The sequence below is a fragment of the Actinomadura sp. 21ATH genome, assembly GCF_041951345.1.
Taxonomy (GTDB): Bacteria; Actinomycetota; Actinomycetes; order Streptosporangiales; family Streptosporangiaceae; genus Spirillospora.
On sequence record NZ_JBGNUR010000020.1, the window covers coordinates 102,081 to 117,799 of the forward strand.

Genomic DNA, 15,719 nt, shown 5'->3' on the forward strand with positions numbered 1-15,719 from the left:
GCCAGGATCGCGCCCTTCGTGGCCCACAGCGAGAGCGGCGGCAGGCCGGCCAGGGCCAGCGCGCCCACGGTGAACGCGGCGCCGACCAGCCGGTGGCGGGGGGGCGCCCCCCGCCCCCCCCCCCGGGGGGGGTCCCCCCCCCCACCACCGGCCTCCCCGTATGGGACACAATGCGGGTATCGCCGGGCGAAGGGGCTGCTGGTGGGGATATGGCTGCTGCACCGGATCGGGCTGCTGGGACTGTGGCTGATGCGCAAGCTGCTGTACGGCTGGCGCCGCCCCCCGAAGGCGGCGAAGCCCCGGGATGAGACCGCCGAACGCGACGACCGCTAGCCTGCCTCGGCGCAGACGGCCGGCTGCGGCTCCGGCGCCCCAGAAGGCACGGCAGGCGCGGTAGGCGCCGTACGCCGCCGGCCGCGGCTCCGCCGCCGTACGGAGCGCGCCACCTCGATCGCCGCGCCGAGCGCCAGCCCCAGGACGACGCCGGCGGTGACGCTCATCAGGGGCGAGTCCTCGAACAGCGTTCCGCCGAGGAAGCCGAGGCCGGTGATGTACACCGACCAGGCGGCCGACGCGACGGCGGCGTGCGCCCAGAACGCGGCGGCCGGGTAGCCGGTCGCGCCCGCCGCGAGCGTGATCGCGGTACGGCCGCCGGGGATGAACCGGGCCGTGATGATCGCGGTGGCGCCGCGGCGGGCCAGGGCGCGGCGGGCCCGCTCGTGCGCCGCGCGGAGCCGGGGGCGCCGCGGCGGCCGGTCGCGGCGGCCGAGGACCCGGCGCCCCAGGTGATAGGAGATGCCGTCGCCCGCCAGCGCGCCGGCGATCGTGACGGCGACGAGGACGGCGAGGTGCGGCCGCCCGGTCGGGGCGAGCGCCGCCACCGCGATCAGCAGCGTCTCGCTCGGCACCAGCGGGAGGAACGCGTCGACGGCGACGAACGCGCACACGATCAGGTAGATCCAGGACGAGTCGGCCAGCGACAGGGCCTCATCGAGCATCGCGGGCGCCTCCCCGGCAGGCGGAACGGGAACGCTTCCCAACCTGCCTTTCCGGGGCGCCCGGCACAGGGATGCTCACACCAGTTCCCTGGTGGTGCTAACCCCACCAGGGAACCGGCGCGGACGCGTCAGGCGGGGACCGGCGTGGGCTTGCGCGACGTGCCGCACTTGCCGATCGGGACCCGCGCGGTCTCCGGCAGCAGCAGGATCGGCACGATCGCGACCGCCCCCGCGATCATGAGGTAGTACGCCGGGATGAAGTTGGTCCCGGTCGTCTTGATCAGCTTCTCGATGACCAGCGCGGCGGTGCCGCCGAACAGCGAGGTCGAGATGTTGTAGCCGATCGCGAACGCCCCGTACCGGACCTGGGTCGGGAACATGGCCGGGAACGTCGACCCGATGACGGCGAGCATCAGCACCAGCAGCCCGCCCATGAGCGCGAAGCCGGCCAGGATCGCCCACGTCCGCTCGGTCTGCATCAGGCTGATCGCCGGGTAGCTCACCACGATGAACCCGACCGCCGCGGTCAGCAGCAGCGGCTTGCGGCCGACCCGGTCCGACAGCCCGCCCAGCGGGACGATCACCGCCAGCATCGCCAGCTCCACCCCGATGGTGATCAGCGACGCGGTGGTGCTGGAGATGTGCAGGTTGGTGGCCAGGTACGACGGCATGAACGTCAGCAGCGTGTAGTTCGCGACGTTCAGCAGGATGACGATCCCGATCAGGTTGAGGATCATCCGCCAGTTGTGGACCAGCGTCTCCTTGAGCGGGGAGCGCGCCACCTCGCCGGCCTGCTCGATCTTCTGGAACTCCGGCGTGTCCTCCAGCCTGGTCCGGATGTAGAGCCCGACCAGGCCCAGCGGCAGCGCGATCAGGAACGGGATCCGCCAGCCCCACGCGTGCAGCGCCGCGTCGCTCAGCACGAGGTCGACGCCCAGCACCAGGCCGGCGCCCAGGATGTAGCCCGACAGCGTGCCGAACTCCAGGAAGCTGCCGAAGAACCCGCGCCTCTTGGTGGGCGCGTACTCGGCGATCACGGTGGCCGCGCCGCCGTACTCGCCGCCGGTGGAGAAGCCCTGGACGAGCCGCACGGCGAGCAGCAGCAGCGGTGCCGCGATGCCGATCGTGTCGTACCCGGGCAGGACGCCGATGAGGAACGTCGAGCCCGACATCAGGATGATCGTGATGGCCAGCACCGACTTGCGGCCGATCTTGTCGCCGAGCGGGCCGAAGAACATCCCGCCGAACGGGCGGGCCACGAACGCCGCCGCGATCAGCGCGAACGAGCGGAGCACCGCCGACCCCTCGTCGCCCGGCGGGAAGAAGACGGTGCCGACGATGGTGGTCATCACCCCGGCACTGAACACCCCGAAGTCGAACCACTCGATGCAGTTGCCGATGGACGAGGCGGCGACGGCCTTGCGGACCGTCCTGGGATCGGGTGCCTCGTGCTCGGCCGGGTCGCCGGTCGCCGCCGGGGTCGGTTCAGAAGCCATGCGTCGTCGTTGCCTCCAGGTAGACGAGCCCAACAGACGGGGGACCTTACCGAACAAGGATCGTCAACGGAAACAAAAAACTTGGGATCCGGTAAACCTCCGACCTGACTCAAGCGTCCTTATTTCTTCGGATCCGGCCGCCACGCAGGGCGATCGGGGGCTCACCGGGAACTTGGCGCAGATCACATCGCGCCGGTGGCCGTCCGGGCGGCTGCGGCGTTCCTTGATCTCGGGCCGCGGATCGTCCAAGATCTTGACTTCGGGCGGCGGAGTCGACCGGGATCGGAGCGCGTTCCAATGGCGGGATCATGGGTCGATCTGGCCGAGCGGATCGGCGCCGACCTGCATCTCGACCTCGCCGGGCCGGGCGGCCGCCGCGCCGTGCTCACCCGGACGCTCCGCGAGGCCGTCCGCAGCGGCCGGCTCGCGCCGGGCACGCGCCTCCCGCCGTACCGCTCGCTGGCCGCCGACCTCGGGCTGGCCCGCAACACGGTCGCCGACGCGTACGCCGAACTGGTCGCCGAGGGCTGGCTGGTCGCCCGCCAGGGCTCCGGCACCCTCGTGGCCCACCGCGCCGCCCCGCCGCGCTCCCCGTCCCCGCCTCCGGCCGCTCCCGCCGCGCCGGGCCGCCCGGCGCGGTACGACATGCGCCAGGGCGTCCCGGATCCCGGCTCCTTCCCCCGCACGGCCTGGCTCGCCTCGGCCCGCCGCGCCCTCAACGCCGCCCCGAACGACGCGTTCGGGCCGGGCGACCCCCGCGGCCGCCCCGAGCTGCGGCACGCGCTCGCCGCCTACCTGTCGCGCGCCCGCGGCGTCCAGGCCGACCCCGGCCGCATCGTCGTCTGCTCCGGGGTGGCCCACGCGCTGCGGCTGCTCTGCGGCGGGATCGTGCGCGGCCCCCTGGCCGTGGAGTCCTACGGCCTGCCGTTCCACCGGTCCATCCTCGAAGCCGCCTCCGTACGGACCCGTCCCCTGGCGATCGACGAGCACGGCGCCCGTACGGACGAGCTGTCCCGCGAACGGGCCGTGCTGCTGACGCCCGCGCACCAGTTCCCCACCGGCGGTCCCCTCCATCCCGAACGGCGCGCGTCCGTCGTCGACTGGGCCCGCAGGAGGAACGCCCTGATCCTGGAAGACGACTACGACGGCGACTTCCGCTATGACAGGCAACCCGTTGGAGCGCTCCAGGACCTCGACCCCGAACGCGTCGTATACCTCGGCTCGGTGAGCAAGAGCCTGTCTCCCGCCGTACGGCTGGGCTGGATGGTCCTCCCCGAGCGCCTCGTCGGTCCCGTCCTGGCCGCGAAGGGGGAGCGGGAGGCGTGGGCGGGCGTCGCGGACCAGCTCACCCTGGCCGACTTCATCGAGCACGGCTCGTACGACCGCCATGTGCGCCGGATGCGCCAGCGCTACCGGCGCCGCCGCGACCGGCTCGTCCGGGCGCTCGCCCCGCACACCACCACGGGCATCGCCGCCGGCCTGCACGTCGTCCTGAACCTGCCGCCGGAGGGCGAGAAGCGCGCGCTGGAGGCCGCCCGCGAGGAGGGCGTCGCGCTGGACGGACTGAGCCCGTTCCGCCATCCCGGTGCCGCCATGCCCGCGCTGACCGGCCTGGTCATCGGCTACGCCGCCGCCCCCGACCACGCGTTCGGGGCGGCCCTCGCCGCCCTGCGCCGCGCCGTGGGCTGACACACTCGGATCATGGACTATCGAGCCGATGACGGGCGTTACGGCCGGTCGCCGTACCGGCGGTGCGGGCGGAGCGGGCTGAAGCTGCCCGCGGTGTCGCTGGGGCTGTGGCACAACTTCGGGGACGACAGGCCGCTGGAGACGCAGCGGGCGGTGCTGCGCCGGGCGTTCGACCTCGGGGTCACGCACTTCGACCTGGCGAACAACTACGGGCCGCCGTACGGCGCCGCGGAGACCAACTTCGGCCGGCTGTTCGCCGAGGACTTCCGGCCGTACCGGGACGAACTCGTCATCAGCACGAAGGCCGGCTATGACATGTGGCCCGGCCCGTACGGTGAGTGGGGGTCGCGGAAGTACCTGCTCGCCAGCCTCGACCAGTCGCTCCGGCGGATGGGGCTGGAGTACGTCGACATCTTCTACAGCCACCGGTTCGATCCGGAGACGCCGCTGGAGGAGACGATGGGGGCGCTCGACCGCGCCGTCCGCTCCGGCAAGGCGCTGTACGCGGGCATCTCCTCCTACTCGCCCGAGCGGACCGCCGAGGCCGCCGCGATCCTGCGCGAGATGGGGACGCCGCTGCTGATCCACCAGCCGTCGTACTCGATGCTCAACCGGTGGATCGAGGGCGGCCTGCTGGACACGCTCGAAGCGGAGGGCGCCGGCTGCATCGCGTTCTCGCCGCTGGCGCAGGGCATGCTCACCGACCGCTACCTCGCCGGCATCCCGGCGGGGTCGCGGGCCAGTCAGGGCAAGTCGCTGTCGCCCGACCTGCTGACCGCCGAGACGCTCCGGCACGTCCGGGCGCTGAACGAGATCGCGCGGGAGCGCGGCCAGTCGCTCGCCCAGATGGCGCTGGCCTGGGCGCTCCGCGACCGGCGGGTGACGTCGGTGCTGATCGGGGCGAGCGGCGTCGGCCAGCTGGAGGACAGCCTGGCCTGCGTGGACGACCTCGGCTTCACGGAGGAGGAGCTGGCGGCGATCGACCGCGACGCGGTGGAGGCCGGCATCAACATCTGGGCCGCCTCCAGCGCGTCCTGACCCGGCGAGGCCCGGCTCGCACCGGGCCGTCGGGCCGGCTCACATGGGGCGGTGCTCCAGCGTCCGCTCCAGGCGGGCCTGGGCGCGGGCTGCCTGGCGGGCGCGGTAGGCGATCGGCATGTACCGGACGCGCTCGGGCAGCAGCGGGTCCGTCCGGGCGATGATCCCGCCGATCCGCTTGAGCCTGCGGTCGTCCGCCGGGGTCCAGGTGAGCCCGAGCTTCTCGCGGGCGGCGGGCGGCAGCGTCCCGATGCCGACGAACCGGGCGAGCCGCCCGCCGGCCAGGCTCACCGGCGCGAGCGCGTGCCGCAGCGGCGCCGGGACGGTCGGCGGCACCTTGTCCATCGCGTCCAGGACCTCGTGCGCCACCTTGTGCGGGACGAGCGTGTTCTCGACCATGTCGTCGAAGTACGTCCAGTAGTCCTCGATCGTCGCGGGCAGCATCCGCTCCGGGACCCGCAGGATCCGGCCGAGGTTCATGAACTCGTCGAAGACCTGCTGCTCCAGCTCGCGCGTCAGCGGCTCGGTCGAGAAGTACCGGGCGGACGTCACTGCGGCGTAGAAGCCGGTCAGGTGGACCCAGGCCCAGGGCTCGGCGGACAGCGCGTGGTGCCGGTTGCCCTGCTCGTCCACGGCGCTGAGGTTCTTGTGCATCTCGCGGAGCCGGCGGCCCTCGTCGATGGCGGTGCGGCCGCCGTACACCCAGGTCTGCACCGAGGCGAAGCTGCGGTTGGCGCGGCCCACCGGATCGGTACGGAACGACGACAGCCGGTCGACCACGGTGCCGATCGCCGGGTGCATGACCTGCAGCACGAACACGCTGTTGCCCGCGATCGCCGAGCTGTAGAGGCCGATCTGGTCCCACAGCAGCGAGCCGGGCCCGAACGGCTCGGGCGTGGCGGCCCGCTCCCCGGCGGCGCGTTCCTCGATCACCGTCATTCGGGTGCCTCCTTCAACGGCTGGACTCTCCCAGGTAAAGTAAAAAGCGAATAAGTAGTCGCTTACAAGTCGCGTTTCGGAACGGGGGTCCGATGCCCCATCCACCTGGAGCGTCACCGCGGCGGATCCCGCAGCAGGACCGCTCGCGCCGCACCGTCGAGCGGATCCTGGACGCCGCCACTCGCGTTCTGTCCGAGCGCGGGTACGAGGGCGCCTCCACCAACCGCGTCGCCGAGGCCGCCGGCATCAGCAACGGCTCGCTCTACCAGTACTTCCCGAACAAGGACGCGATCGTCGTCGCGGTCCTGGACCGGTTCGCCGACCACCTGGCCGACCGGCTGGGCGCCGAGATCGAGGCCGCGATGACCGGCCCCTGGGAGGCCGGCGGCCGGGCGCTGCTGGACGCCCAGATCCGGCTGTTCGAGGAGCACCGCGACCTGCTCCGGCTGATCGTCGAGCAGATCCCGCGGCTCGGGCCGTTCGACAAGCTCGACGCCCTCCAGCGGCGGCTGATCGACATCGTCCGCGTCTACCTGCTCCTCAACCGGGACGGGTTCCGCGAGGACCTGGACGTCGACACGACGATCTGGATCCTCGCCGAGACGGTGGGCCAGCTCTCCATCAAGTACGTCCTCGACCGCCCGCCGATCCCCCATGACCGCATGGTCGCCGAGCTCGCCGAGCTGGTCATCCGCTACATCCGCAAGTAGCTGGATGCGTTTTGACCCCTTTTCTGGCGGTAGAGGGTCTTCATGTGGTTGCTGAGGCCCCCGGGGGTCTATACACCTCAGGGCGACACGTCGCTGCTGAGCGAGACGGTGGGGAGCGCCGCCGTCCTGGACGGGGCCCGCGTGCTGGACCTGTGCACCGGGACCGGCGCGGTGGCCATGGCCGCCGCGCGCGGCGGGGCGGCGCACGTGACCGCCGTGGACATCTCCGCGCGGGCCGTGCTGGCCGCCCGGCTGAACTCCCGGGTACGGCGCGTGCCGCTGCGGGTGCTCCAGGGGGACCTGTTCGCGCCCGTGGCCGGGGAGGTCTTCGACGTGATCGTGGCCAACCCGCCGTACGTCATCGGCGGCGCGACGCCCAGAGGACGGGCGCGCGCCTGGGACGCGGGCCCGCGCGGCCGCATGATCCTGGACCGGATCTGCGCGGACGCGCCGCGCCACCTCGCCCCCGGCGGCACGCTGCTGATCGTCCATTCGGCGTTCAGCGGGGCCGGCGCCAGCGTTCGGGCGCTGCGGCGGGCCGGGCTGCGCGCCGAGGTGGCCGCCCGGCGGGCCGAGCCGTTCGGGCCGGTGATGCGGTCCCGGGCGGCGCTGCTGGAGCGGCGCGCCATCATCCGACCCGGCCAACGATTCGAGGAACTGGTGGTCATCCGTGCCGACCGGATCGCGACGCGAGACGGCGCCCTCGCCGGCTGAGGCGAGGCGGGTCAGGGTCGTCCCCGGCGGGCCGATCCTGATCGAGGGCCCCGTGGAGGTGACCCTGGAGGACGGGACCGTGGTCCGGTCCGACCGCTTCGTGGTGGCCCTGTGCGCCTGCCGGAGGAGCGGCCGCTACCCCCTCTGCGACACCAGCCACCGCGAACGCGTCCGCTGACCCCCGCCCGCAGTGTCGACTCGTGGCGTGTTCCCCCGGCGCGACGCCGCCGGAGGGGGAACACGCCACGAGTCAACGTGAAGCGGGCGCGGGCTAGAGCGGCCGCAGGAGGGACGAACGGCCCTCGCGCCAGGAGCCCAGCAGATGGTCTTCCAGGCGCTGCTCCAGCAGGACGGTCGCCTGGACCCCCAGGACGACGTCCGCGGCGAGGCCGGGATCGGTCTCCAGCAGGCCGCCGACCACGTCGTGGCGCAGCACCTGCTCGTGGACGGCGTCCGCCTCGACGTGCTCGGTGAAGAAGATCAGGCCGCGCTCGCCGACGTCCAGGCGGCGCAGGGCGCGGGCGAACCGCTCCGCGCTGGGCGCCGTGGTGATCTCCGCGGCGGCGAAGTGGCCGACCATCGCGCCCCGCAGCGCCCGGTGCAGGCCGAACAGCGACATCATGTTGGTGATCGCGAGCATCGGCGCCGGGACGTGGTCCACGTACCCGCCGTACGAGGGGTCGAGGCCCAGCTCCTCCATCAGGTCGGCGAAGAGCCGGGAGTGCATGCGCTCGGCCCGCCCGCCGCCGAACTCGTCGAACTCGACGGCGACCAGCGCGGCCTTCGCGCGGCCGCTGAGGCGCGGGATGAGGAGGGCGTGCGGGTCGGCCTCCTTCAGGTGGTACATCGAGCGGTGCGCCACGTACTCCCTTAGCTGCCACAGCTCGCCGTGCCTGCGCAGGTGGTGCGAGACGCCGCCGGCGTTGACGGGCTCGACCAGGAGCTCCTCCAGCGCCTCGTGCACGTCGCCGCCGGCGGTCTTGCCGCGCAGGGCCGTCAGGAACGCGTCCTCCAGCGCCGCGCGGAGGCCGAGCAGGCCCGGCTCCCACTCCCAGCCGGGGTCGACGCCCTCGAAGCCCTGGTAGTGCAGCTCGTAGCAGACGTGCAGCGCCAGGTGCAGGTCCTCGCCGAACGGGTCGGCGGTGACCCCCTCCGGCCTCGGGGCCGCGGCCGGGCCCGAGGCCCCGCGGCGCAGCATGGTCACGACGGACTCCGACACCGGGCCGCGCGGCTCCGGCAGGAACGCGGTCATCGGTCCTCCCCTCCGGTCTGGCGCGCGAGCATCCGGATCAGGGCCGGGGCCCCGTCCGCGGCCGCGCGCCGCTGCCTCTCCGCTCCCGACCCCACGCGCAGCACGGTGGCCAGCAGGCACCGGACCTCGCGGAGGTCCCCGGTCTCTTCCAGGGCGGGCGTGATGTGCTCCAGCAGGGCCTCCAACAGTTGCCGTACGGGAACCTGGCGCTCCTCGAACGGATCGACGCCGGGCCCCTCCAGCCCGTACCGGGCGGCGTTCCAGACGGCCGCGGCGCACACGCCGGGATCGGCGGGCGGCGCCTCCCGGCCGGCGGCCAGGTCGCGCAGCGCCGTGCCGACCAGCCCGCGGGTGATCGCCGCCTGGAGGACGGCCTCGCCGGCGGTGGCGGCGGCGTCGGCCGCCCGTACCTCGACGGTCGGCAGGTGCGGCGAGAGCCGCGCCAGCCAGAACGACATCGCGGGATCGGCCACGACACCGCACTCCACCAGGCGATCCACCCGCCGGTCATAGTCGGCGGCCGAGGCGAAGACCGGCGGCACGCCCGAGCCGGGGAAGCGGGACTGCTCGACCATGCGCCAGCTCGCGTGCCCGGAGTCCCGGCCGCGGTCGAACGGGGAGTTGGCCGACAGCGCGAGCAGGGCGGGCAGCCAGGGCCGCAGATGGTTCACGACGGCCACCGCCGTGTCCCGGTCGGGCACCCCGACGTGGACGTGGCAGCCGCAGGACTGGTAGTCGGCGACGACGCCGGCGTAGATGCGGGAGATCGTCTCGCAGCGGGCGTCGTGGTCGGACACGGGGACCGTTCCGGGGCGGACGGGCGTACCGGTCGACAGCAGCAGCAGGCCCTCCCTTCGGGCCGCCGCGGCGAGCGCCGCCCGGGCGTCCCGGATCTGGCGGCGCGCCTCGGCCAGGTCGCCGCAGACGCCGGTGGCGGCCTCGATCTGGCTCGTCAGCAGTTCGCGGGCGTAGTGGCCGCCGGCCGGATGCGCGCCGGCGGCGGCCAGGACGAGCCCGGCCTGCGGAACGGGCGTTCCGGCCAACGGCTCGACCAGCAGGAACTCCTCCTCCACGCCCAGCGTCAGGCCCGCCCCCGGCCGGGCGGGGGCGGCCGGTGATCTCTCTTCCAGCACAGTGGTGCCCTACCCGTCACCCGCATCTCATGCGTCAAGCGAGCGTCAAACCGCATTAATCGGGGACAAGGCACCGCGTAACAGAACCTGCAGGAGGGAACGCGGTGATCGAGGGAAGGGCGCAGTCGTACTGGATGGCCTCGTCGGAGGCGACGTCGTACCCCGCCCTGGACGGGGACGCCGACGTGGACGTGGCGGTCGTCGGCGGCGGCATCGCCGGGCTCGCCACGGCCTGGGAGGCGACCCGCGCGGGCCGTACCGCCGCGGTGTTCGAGGCCGACCGGATCGCGGCGGGCGTCACCGGCTTCACCACCGGCCGGCTGTCGTCGGCGCACCCCTGGATCTACGGGCCGCTGCGCGACTCGCTCGGCCCGGAGACCGCCCGCCTGTACGCGCGCTCGCAGCAGGAGGCGGTCGAGCACGTCGAGCGCACCGCCGCCGAGCTGGGCATCGACTGCGACATCGAACGCCGCGCGTCCCACGTCTACGTCGAGTCGCCGGACCGGGTGGCGGCGCTCCGGGAGGAGACCGAGGCCGTACGGGAGGCGGGCCTGCCCGCGTCGTTCGTCACCGACACCGACCTCCCGTACGAGGTGGCGGGGGCGATGCGGGTCGAGGACCAGGTGCAGTTCCACCCCCGCCGCTACCTCACCGGCCTGGCCGCGGACCTCGTCCGGCGCGGCGGACGGGTATACGAGCGCACCCGGATCGTCGACGTGGCCGAGGGATCGCCGTACCGGCTGACCACGCGGGACGGCCACACGGTCACCGCCCGGGACGTGGTGATCGCGACGCTGTTCCCGATCGTGGAGCACGCGCTGCTGTCGTTCCGGCTGGCCCCGCTCCGCGAGCTGGTGGTCGCCGCGCCCATCGCCGCGGAGGACGATCCGGGCGCCATGTACATCACCCGGCAGGAGAACACGCGTTCGGTGCGGACGGCGCCGTACCGGGACGGGCAGCGCCTCCTCCTCATCACCGGCGAGTCGTTCTCACCCGGGCACGACGACGTCGCCGGCCACCACCGCATGCTCACCGAGTGGACCCGCGAGCACTTCAAGGTGGGCGACATCGCCTACTGGTGGTCCGCGCAGGACCTCGACACCGCCGACAAGGTCCCGTACGTCGGCCGCCTCGACGACCACCTCTACGTCGCCACCGGCTACGCCCGCTCCGGCATGAGCCACGGGATCATGTCGGGCCGGCTGCTGGCCGGGCTGCTCACCGGCGACGAGCCCGAGTGGGCCCACCTGTACGACCCGCACCGCGCCCATCCCGTCCGGGAGGCCGGGCCGATCGTGAGCGCCGGCATGTCCAACGCGCGGCACTTCGTCGGGGACCGGATCCGCGCCGCCCGCTCCGGGGACCTGGACGGCGTCCGCCCCGGCTCGGGCGCCGTGATCAGGCACGGCGGCCGGGCCTGCGCCGCGTACCGCGAGGAGGACGGCACCCCGCGCCTCCTCTCGGCCCGCTGCACCCACCTGGGCTGCCTGGTCGCGTTCAACGACGTGGAGAAGGTGTGGGAGTGCCCCTGCCACGGCTCCCGCTACGCCCCGGACGGCACGGTCCTGCAAGGCCCGGCCACCCGGGACCTCCCGCCGCTGGACGCCTAGCCCCGGCGCCGTGGGCGGGTGTCAGGGGGGCGGGTCGCCGGGGCCGTGGGCCGGGCCGTGGTCGAACGGGTGGCGCGGGCCCTCGTGGACGTTCGGTACGGGCGCCGCCGTGGCGTGGACGGGCGGCGCGCCGAGGAGCGCGGCGACCGCGTCACGGAGGTCGGGGAGGCGGGCGTACAGGACGTCGCCGGGGCAGGCGGTGGCGTTGAGGTCGCGGTGGCCGACGATCGCGGTGCCGGGGGACAGGCCGTACACGTCGCAGAGCCAGGCGCAGGTCTCGACCAGCGTGGTCCAGAGCGCGGCGGTGGGGGCCGCGGTCATGTAGAGGCCCTCGTTCTCGATGCCGATCGTGTGGTCGTTGTGGCTCGCGGTGTGCGCGCCGACGACGTGGTCGCCCGCGTTGATCGCCTGGAGGCTGCGGTTGCGGCCCTCCATGAGGTGGCCGCCGCGGCTGATCGTGAGCTGCTGCCCGGTGTCGGCCCATCCGTTGGTGTCCATGTGGTGGGCCTGGATGGAGCGCGACAGCGCGTACGCGTGGGCGAGCGAGTGGTCGGTCGAGTTGGCCGAGGCGGTGTGGTGGACGACGATGCGGTCCGGCGCCCGGTTCAGGACGGTCGCCGGGTTGAGCGGCGGGCGCGCGTTCCAGTCGGCGCGGGTGTACGCGCGCGGCGCGGCCACGGCGGTCGCGGCGGTGGGGGTGGCGGCGACGCCGAGCAGCGTGCCGCCCGCGACCGTGGCCGCGCCGCGCAGCACGGCGCGGCGGTCCAGCGAACGGGGGAGCGGGTGAGGGGAGCGGTGCGAAGTGTCTCCGGACATGAGCGGGGGGCTCCTCAAGGTCGATCTTCCGGTGGAACGACTCCGGGAGGGACCGTAGGGGAGCCCGCTAGGGGATGAATAGGCCCAAAGCGCGCCTTTGGGGCATCTGGGTGGGGCGGAGGTACCAGCTCCTCAGTTCCGGCTCATGCCGGCGAGCAGCGCCAGGTCCGCCAGGACCTCCGCGGCGATCACGGGATCGAGATCGCCCCAGCGGCCCGAGGAGAGCGTGACCCGCACGATCTCCTGATCCTCGTCCGCCCGCACGCCGCCGTAGAAGCCGGGCGCGACCCGGACCACCGCCAGGGCGCCCCCGGCCACGTCGCGGGTGAGGGAGGCCACGTCGTCGGCGTCGTTCCAGGACCGCTGCCGCAGGCCCATCACCGGCCCGGCCGGCACCTTCAGGCCCTCGAACCGCTCCAGCCGATCGGACGCCAGCTCCTCCGGCGTGAACGCGTGCACGGGCCGGCCCAGCTGCGGGAACGGCTGCAGGATCTCGTAGTCCGCGAACAGCTCCGACCAGGCCGCGGTGCCCTTGCCGCCCAGGTGGACGGGGTGCGCGATCCTCACCTCGGCCGTCCCGGGCAGCACGAGCGGCTCGTCCTCGACGTCGGCGAACGTGCGGTCCTCCGCGACCCGGAACGCGGTGCCGGAGCCGTCGATCCACACCAGCCGGCGGGCGATGTGCCACAGCAGCGGATGGCCGACGACCAGCCGCCGGAACTCGGCCTCCGGCCAGGAGCGGCCGCGCACCATCGCGTTCTCCAGCCGCCGGACCTGGTCCTCGGCGACCTTCGCGACGCCCTTGCGCAGCTCCGCGAAGCGCTGGTACGCGGCGGGCGCCAGCGCCGGGTCGTCGTCCGCGTTCGGCTTCGGCAGCGACTTGCGGAGCCGGCCGTCGCCGTCCCGCACGTACGGCTTGAGCTGCTCGTCGAACCCGACCGTGAACCGGCGCGGGCCGTAGTCGAGCACCATGCTCCCGTCCGGATCGAGCCCCAGCTCGGGGACGAGCCGGTCGGCGAGCTCCTCGCGGGCCAGCCCCAGATCCGCCGCGACCTCCTCGATCCGCTCCGCCGCGCGCCGCTTCAGGGCGCTCGACCTGGCCTTCTGCGAGATGCCGTACAGGTGGGAGAGCGCCGTCTCGGTGCCGATGGCGGCCAGCAGGTCGACCGCGGTGGCGGCCTGCTGCTTGCGGCCCTCGCCCGGCCACGACCGGATCAGCGGGTCGAGCCGGCGGACGGTCGTGTCGTCGCCGATCCAGCCCAGCTGCAGGAACGCCCAGCTCGCGGCGGCCGGCGCGCCGGACAGGTCCCAGCGCCGGAACAGCTCCCACGAGAACGCGGCCAGCGACGCGGCGTCGCACGCCTCGCGGACGATCTCCAGGCCCGCGTACACCTGGTCGGATCTACTGATCGCCAGCATGGTCAGCACGTGCCCGGCGGCCTCCGCCGGCAGCGCCCGGCCGTCCTTCAGCAGGATCTGCGGCAGCAGGTCCGTGCTCACCCAGGAGGGCCGCTTGGGGATGGTGGCGGGCAGCACCTCCAGCGGGTCGACCGCCAGCATGGCCGCGATCGCGTCCGCGGCCTCCTGCCCCTGCGGCCGCGTGGCCTCGATGACGGCCTCGGCGCCGTGTTCGGCCGCCAGCCGCCGCAGCGCCCCCTCGGCCGTGCCGCGCGCCGCGCCCGGCTTGCCGAGGGCGGCGGGCAGCAGGTACGGGACGGTGGCCAGCCCGTGCCGGTCGAACCATGCGGTCGCGGCACCGCGCATCCGCTTGCCGCGCTGGAGCCAGCGCGCGTGCAGAAGCGCGACGTCCGCGTCCAGGAACGGGACGAGGCGGGAGGCGGCGTACTCCGCGTACTCCTTGACGTAGCGCATGGGCAGGTGCAGCGCGTCCGTCTCGTACAGCGCCAGCATGTGCTCGTCCCAGTGCAGCCGCGGATACAGAGGGTCCGGCGCCCACTCGCGGATGAGCGGCCGGGCCAGCCGTTCGGGGGCCCTGGCGAAGAACTGCCGCGCCGCCTCCGTGTCCAGCGTGCCGAAGCGCCCGGCGACCTCGTCCCAGTCGGTGTCGTCCGGGAAGGGCTGGTACCAGCGGAGGCGGATCTCCGTCCATCGCGCGCGCTCGCCCTCCTTCCAGGAAACGGCGGCGGGAGGCGCCTCCAGGCCGCTGACGACGGCGGGCTTGACCTTCTTGCGCCTGGCCTTCCACGGCGGCGCGGCGAGCAGGGCGGGCAGGTCGTCCATGGGCGCCTCGGGGGCGCGCCGGCCGATCTCCGCCAGCGTCCGCTCGGCGGTCCGGCGCGCCTCGTCCGGCAGGCCGGGCAGCAGCTCCGCCGCGAGATCGCTGTGCGCCCGCAGGTGGACGCGCAGCAGGTCGGCCGCGATCCCGGCGGCACGGGTGGTGCCCGCCGCGGCCGCCGGCAGCAGCCGCAGCGCCCGGCGCGGGAAGCGCTCCATGGTCTTCACCAGCACGGGCGGGACGTCCTTGTCACCGACCCGGTCCAGCAGCGCCCGGAACGCCGCGTCCGAGGGGAGCAGGGAGATCGCGCGCAGCAGGATCCGGCGCTGGTCGGCGCTGGCGTTCTCGTGGGGCAGCAGCAGCGGGAGCGCCGCCGGGCCGAGCTGCACGAGCAGCGTGCCCACGACGTCCTCGGAGAGGCCGAAGTAGCCGGGCCGGCCGCTCCACGGCAGCCGGCCGGCCTGGTCGGCCGTGGTCAGCGCGCAGAGGAGCATGTCCCCCGCCGTGCGGGTCTGGTAGGAGGGCGCGGGCATGTTCGCGCAGCACTCGTCCACCCACCCGGTCATGGTGGGGACGAGGTAGGCCGCCGCGATGCGCTGCCCGAGCGTGCGCCGGTGGGCGGCGAGGCGTTCCTCCGCCGCGGCGTACTCGGCGGCGTCCGCGGCGGCCAGCAGCGCGCGCAGGCGTCGCAGGCACCCGTCCGCGGAGATCCGGATGTCGTCGTCGGGGCGCGGATGCGCCGTGAACGCGTCGCCGCCGGCCGTCGGCCGGAAGTCGTGACCGCTCAGCTCCACGAGCACGCACGCGGCGAACGCCAGGCCGTGCTCGGCGGCCAGCGCGTCCGCGATCCCGTTCGGGAGCCAGGTCCTCATGCGACCCGACCCGTGCTGGGACATCACGGCCGCGGCGGCCCGCGCCGGGTCGGTCTCCGCCGCCACGGCCGGGTTCAGCTTCTCGGCCGCAGGGTCGGGCGTGGCCTCGGGGACGTCCGCGGCGCCGCGCATCGGGTGCGCCGCGTTCCGCCAGTCTTCGGGGAGCTCAGGGAGACGATCTTCCATGAGGCCACACCGTACGGGGCATCACGGACG

Annotated in this window: 14 protein-coding genes; 7 read left to right on the plus strand and 7 right to left on the minus strand. The window is 74.0% G+C overall.

Annotated elements, in window-relative coordinates; all coding sequences use genetic code 11:
- Positions 1–201 precede the first annotated feature (201 nt).
- The gene (locus tag ACA361_RS36505) at positions 202–333 is read left to right on the plus strand and encodes a hypothetical protein (RefSeq protein ID WP_375019673.1); all 132 of its coding nucleotides are present in this window, start codon (positions 202–204) and stop codon (positions 331–333) included.
- Here the strand turns inward: ACA361_RS36505 and ACA361_RS36510 are convergent.
- Positions 330–998 (minus strand): DedA family protein, encoded by a 669-nt coding sequence (locus ACA361_RS36510; RefSeq protein WP_375019674.1) that lies wholly within the window; start codon positions 996–998, stop codon positions 330–332. The two genes, ACA361_RS36505 and ACA361_RS36510, sit on opposite strands and share 4 nt — an antisense overlap.
- A gap of 128 nt (positions 999–1,126) precedes the next feature.
- Entirely contained in the window at positions 1,127–2,494 is a 1,368-nt protein-coding gene (locus ACA361_RS36515; protein ID WP_375019675.1) for an MFS transporter, read from the minus strand.
- Positions 2,495–2,791: 297 nt separating this feature from the next.
- On the opposite strand from ACA361_RS36515, the gene ACA361_RS36520 reads away from it, so the two are divergent.
- Entirely contained in the window at positions 2,792–4,183 is a 1,392-nt protein-coding gene (locus tag ACA361_RS36520) for a PLP-dependent aminotransferase family protein (RefSeq protein WP_375019676.1), read from the plus strand.
- A gap of 12 nt (positions 4,184–4,195) precedes the next feature.
- Positions 4,196–5,221 (plus strand): L-glyceraldehyde 3-phosphate reductase, encoded by a 1,026-nt coding sequence (mgrA, locus tag ACA361_RS36525; RefSeq protein WP_375019677.1) that lies wholly within the window; start codon positions 4,196–4,198, stop codon positions 5,219–5,221.
- Between the two features lie 39 nt (positions 5,222–5,260).
- On the opposite strand, the gene ACA361_RS36530 is transcribed toward mgrA, so the two are convergent.
- Positions 5,261–6,160 carry an oxygenase MpaB family protein gene (locus ACA361_RS36530; protein WP_375019678.1) on the minus strand — a complete coding sequence of 300 codons (900 nt, stop codon included), beginning with the start codon at positions 6,158–6,160 and terminating at the stop codon, positions 5,261–5,263.
- 92 nt (positions 6,161–6,252) lie between these two features.
- Here ACA361_RS36530 and ACA361_RS36535 point away from each other — a divergent pair, with 92 nt between their 5' ends.
- Genes ACA361_RS36535 through ACA361_RS36545 form a run of 3 tightly spaced genes read left to right on the plus strand, consistent with a single transcriptional unit; the run spans position 6,253 to position 7,762 of the window.
- Entirely contained in the window at positions 6,253–6,870 is a 618-nt protein-coding gene (locus ACA361_RS36535; protein WP_375019680.1) for a TetR/AcrR family transcriptional regulator, read from the plus strand.
- Positions 6,871–6,912: 42 nt separating this feature from the next.
- Positions 6,913–7,584 carry a HemK2/MTQ2 family protein methyltransferase gene (locus ACA361_RS36540; RefSeq protein WP_375019681.1) on the plus strand — a complete coding sequence of 224 codons (672 nt, stop codon included), beginning with the start codon at positions 6,913–6,915 and terminating at the stop codon, positions 7,582–7,584.
- Positions 7,541–7,762, plus strand: a complete 222-nt coding sequence (locus tag ACA361_RS36545) for a CDGSH iron-sulfur domain-containing protein (RefSeq protein ID WP_375019682.1) — start codon at positions 7,541–7,543, stop codon at positions 7,760–7,762. Before ACA361_RS36540 ends, ACA361_RS36545 begins: the two co-directional genes overlap by 44 nt.
- A 93-nt stretch (positions 7,763–7,855) precedes the next feature.
- Here ACA361_RS36545 and ACA361_RS36550 read toward each other — a convergent pair whose 3' ends face one another.
- Both ACA361_RS36550 and ACA361_RS36555 read right to left on the minus strand, forming a co-directional pair.
- Entirely contained in the window at positions 7,856–8,836 is a 981-nt protein-coding gene (locus ACA361_RS36550; protein ID WP_375019683.1) for an iron-containing redox enzyme family protein, read from the minus strand.
- Positions 8,833–9,969, minus strand: a complete 1,137-nt coding sequence (locus tag ACA361_RS36555; protein WP_375019684.1) for a glutamate--cysteine ligase — start codon at positions 9,967–9,969, stop codon at positions 8,833–8,835. Before ACA361_RS36555 ends, ACA361_RS36550 begins: the two co-directional genes overlap by 4 nt.
- Before the next feature lie 104 nt (positions 9,970–10,073).
- On the opposite strand from ACA361_RS36555, the gene ACA361_RS36560 reads away from it, so the two are divergent.
- Positions 10,074–11,579, plus strand: a complete 1,506-nt coding sequence (locus tag ACA361_RS36560; RefSeq protein WP_375019685.1) for an FAD-dependent oxidoreductase — start codon at positions 10,074–10,076, stop codon at positions 11,577–11,579.
- Between the two features lie 21 nt (positions 11,580–11,600).
- Here the strand turns inward: ACA361_RS36560 and ACA361_RS36565 are convergent, their stop codons facing one another.
- Positions 11,601–12,395, minus strand: a complete 795-nt coding sequence (locus ACA361_RS36565; protein ID WP_375019686.1) for a peptidoglycan recognition family protein — start codon at positions 12,393–12,395, stop codon at positions 11,601–11,603.
- Between the two features lie 132 nt (positions 12,396–12,527).
- Positions 12,528–15,689, minus strand: a complete 3,162-nt coding sequence (locus ACA361_RS36570) for a DUF4132 domain-containing protein (protein ID WP_375019687.1) — start codon at positions 15,687–15,689, stop codon at positions 12,528–12,530.
- Positions 15,690–15,719: the final 30 nt, after the last annotated feature.

What these genes read in the sequence shown, in the direction of transcription:
- ACA361_RS36570 (WP_375019687.1), bottom strand. Translation starts at nt 15,689, where the DNA reads ATGGAAGATCGTCTCCCTGAGCTCCCCGAAGACTGGCGGAACGCGGCG.
- ACA361_RS36535 (WP_375019680.1), top strand. Translation starts at nt 6,253, where the DNA reads ATGCCCCATCCACCTGGAGCGTCACCGCGGCGGATCCCGCAGCAGGAC.
- ACA361_RS36515 (WP_375019675.1), bottom strand. Translation starts at nt 2,494, where the DNA reads ATGGCTTCTGAACCGACCCCGGCGGCGACCGGCGACCCGGCCGAGCAC.
- ACA361_RS36540 (WP_375019681.1), top strand. Translation starts at nt 6,913, where the DNA reads ATGTGGTTGCTGAGGCCCCCGGGGGTCTATACACCTCAGGGCGACACG.
- ACA361_RS36550 (WP_375019683.1), bottom strand. Translation starts at nt 8,836, where the DNA reads ATGACCGCGTTCCTGCCGGAGCCGCGCGGCCCGGTGTCGGAGTCCGTC.
- ACA361_RS36520 (WP_375019676.1), top strand. Translation starts at nt 2,792, where the DNA reads ATGGCGGGATCATGGGTCGATCTGGCCGAGCGGATCGGCGCCGACCTG.
- ACA361_RS36565 (WP_375019686.1), bottom strand. Translation starts at nt 12,395, where the DNA reads ATGTCCGGAGACACTTCGCACCGCTCCCCTCACCCGCTCCCCCGTTCG.
- mgrA (WP_375019677.1), top strand. Translation starts at nt 4,196, where the DNA reads ATGGACTATCGAGCCGATGACGGGCGTTACGGCCGGTCGCCGTACCGG.
- ACA361_RS36530 (WP_375019678.1), bottom strand. Translation starts at nt 6,160, where the DNA reads ATGACGGTGATCGAGGAACGCGCCGCCGGGGAGCGGGCCGCCACGCCC.
- ACA361_RS36510 (WP_375019674.1), bottom strand. Translation starts at nt 998, where the DNA reads ATGCTCGATGAGGCCCTGTCGCTGGCCGACTCGTCCTGGATCTACCTG.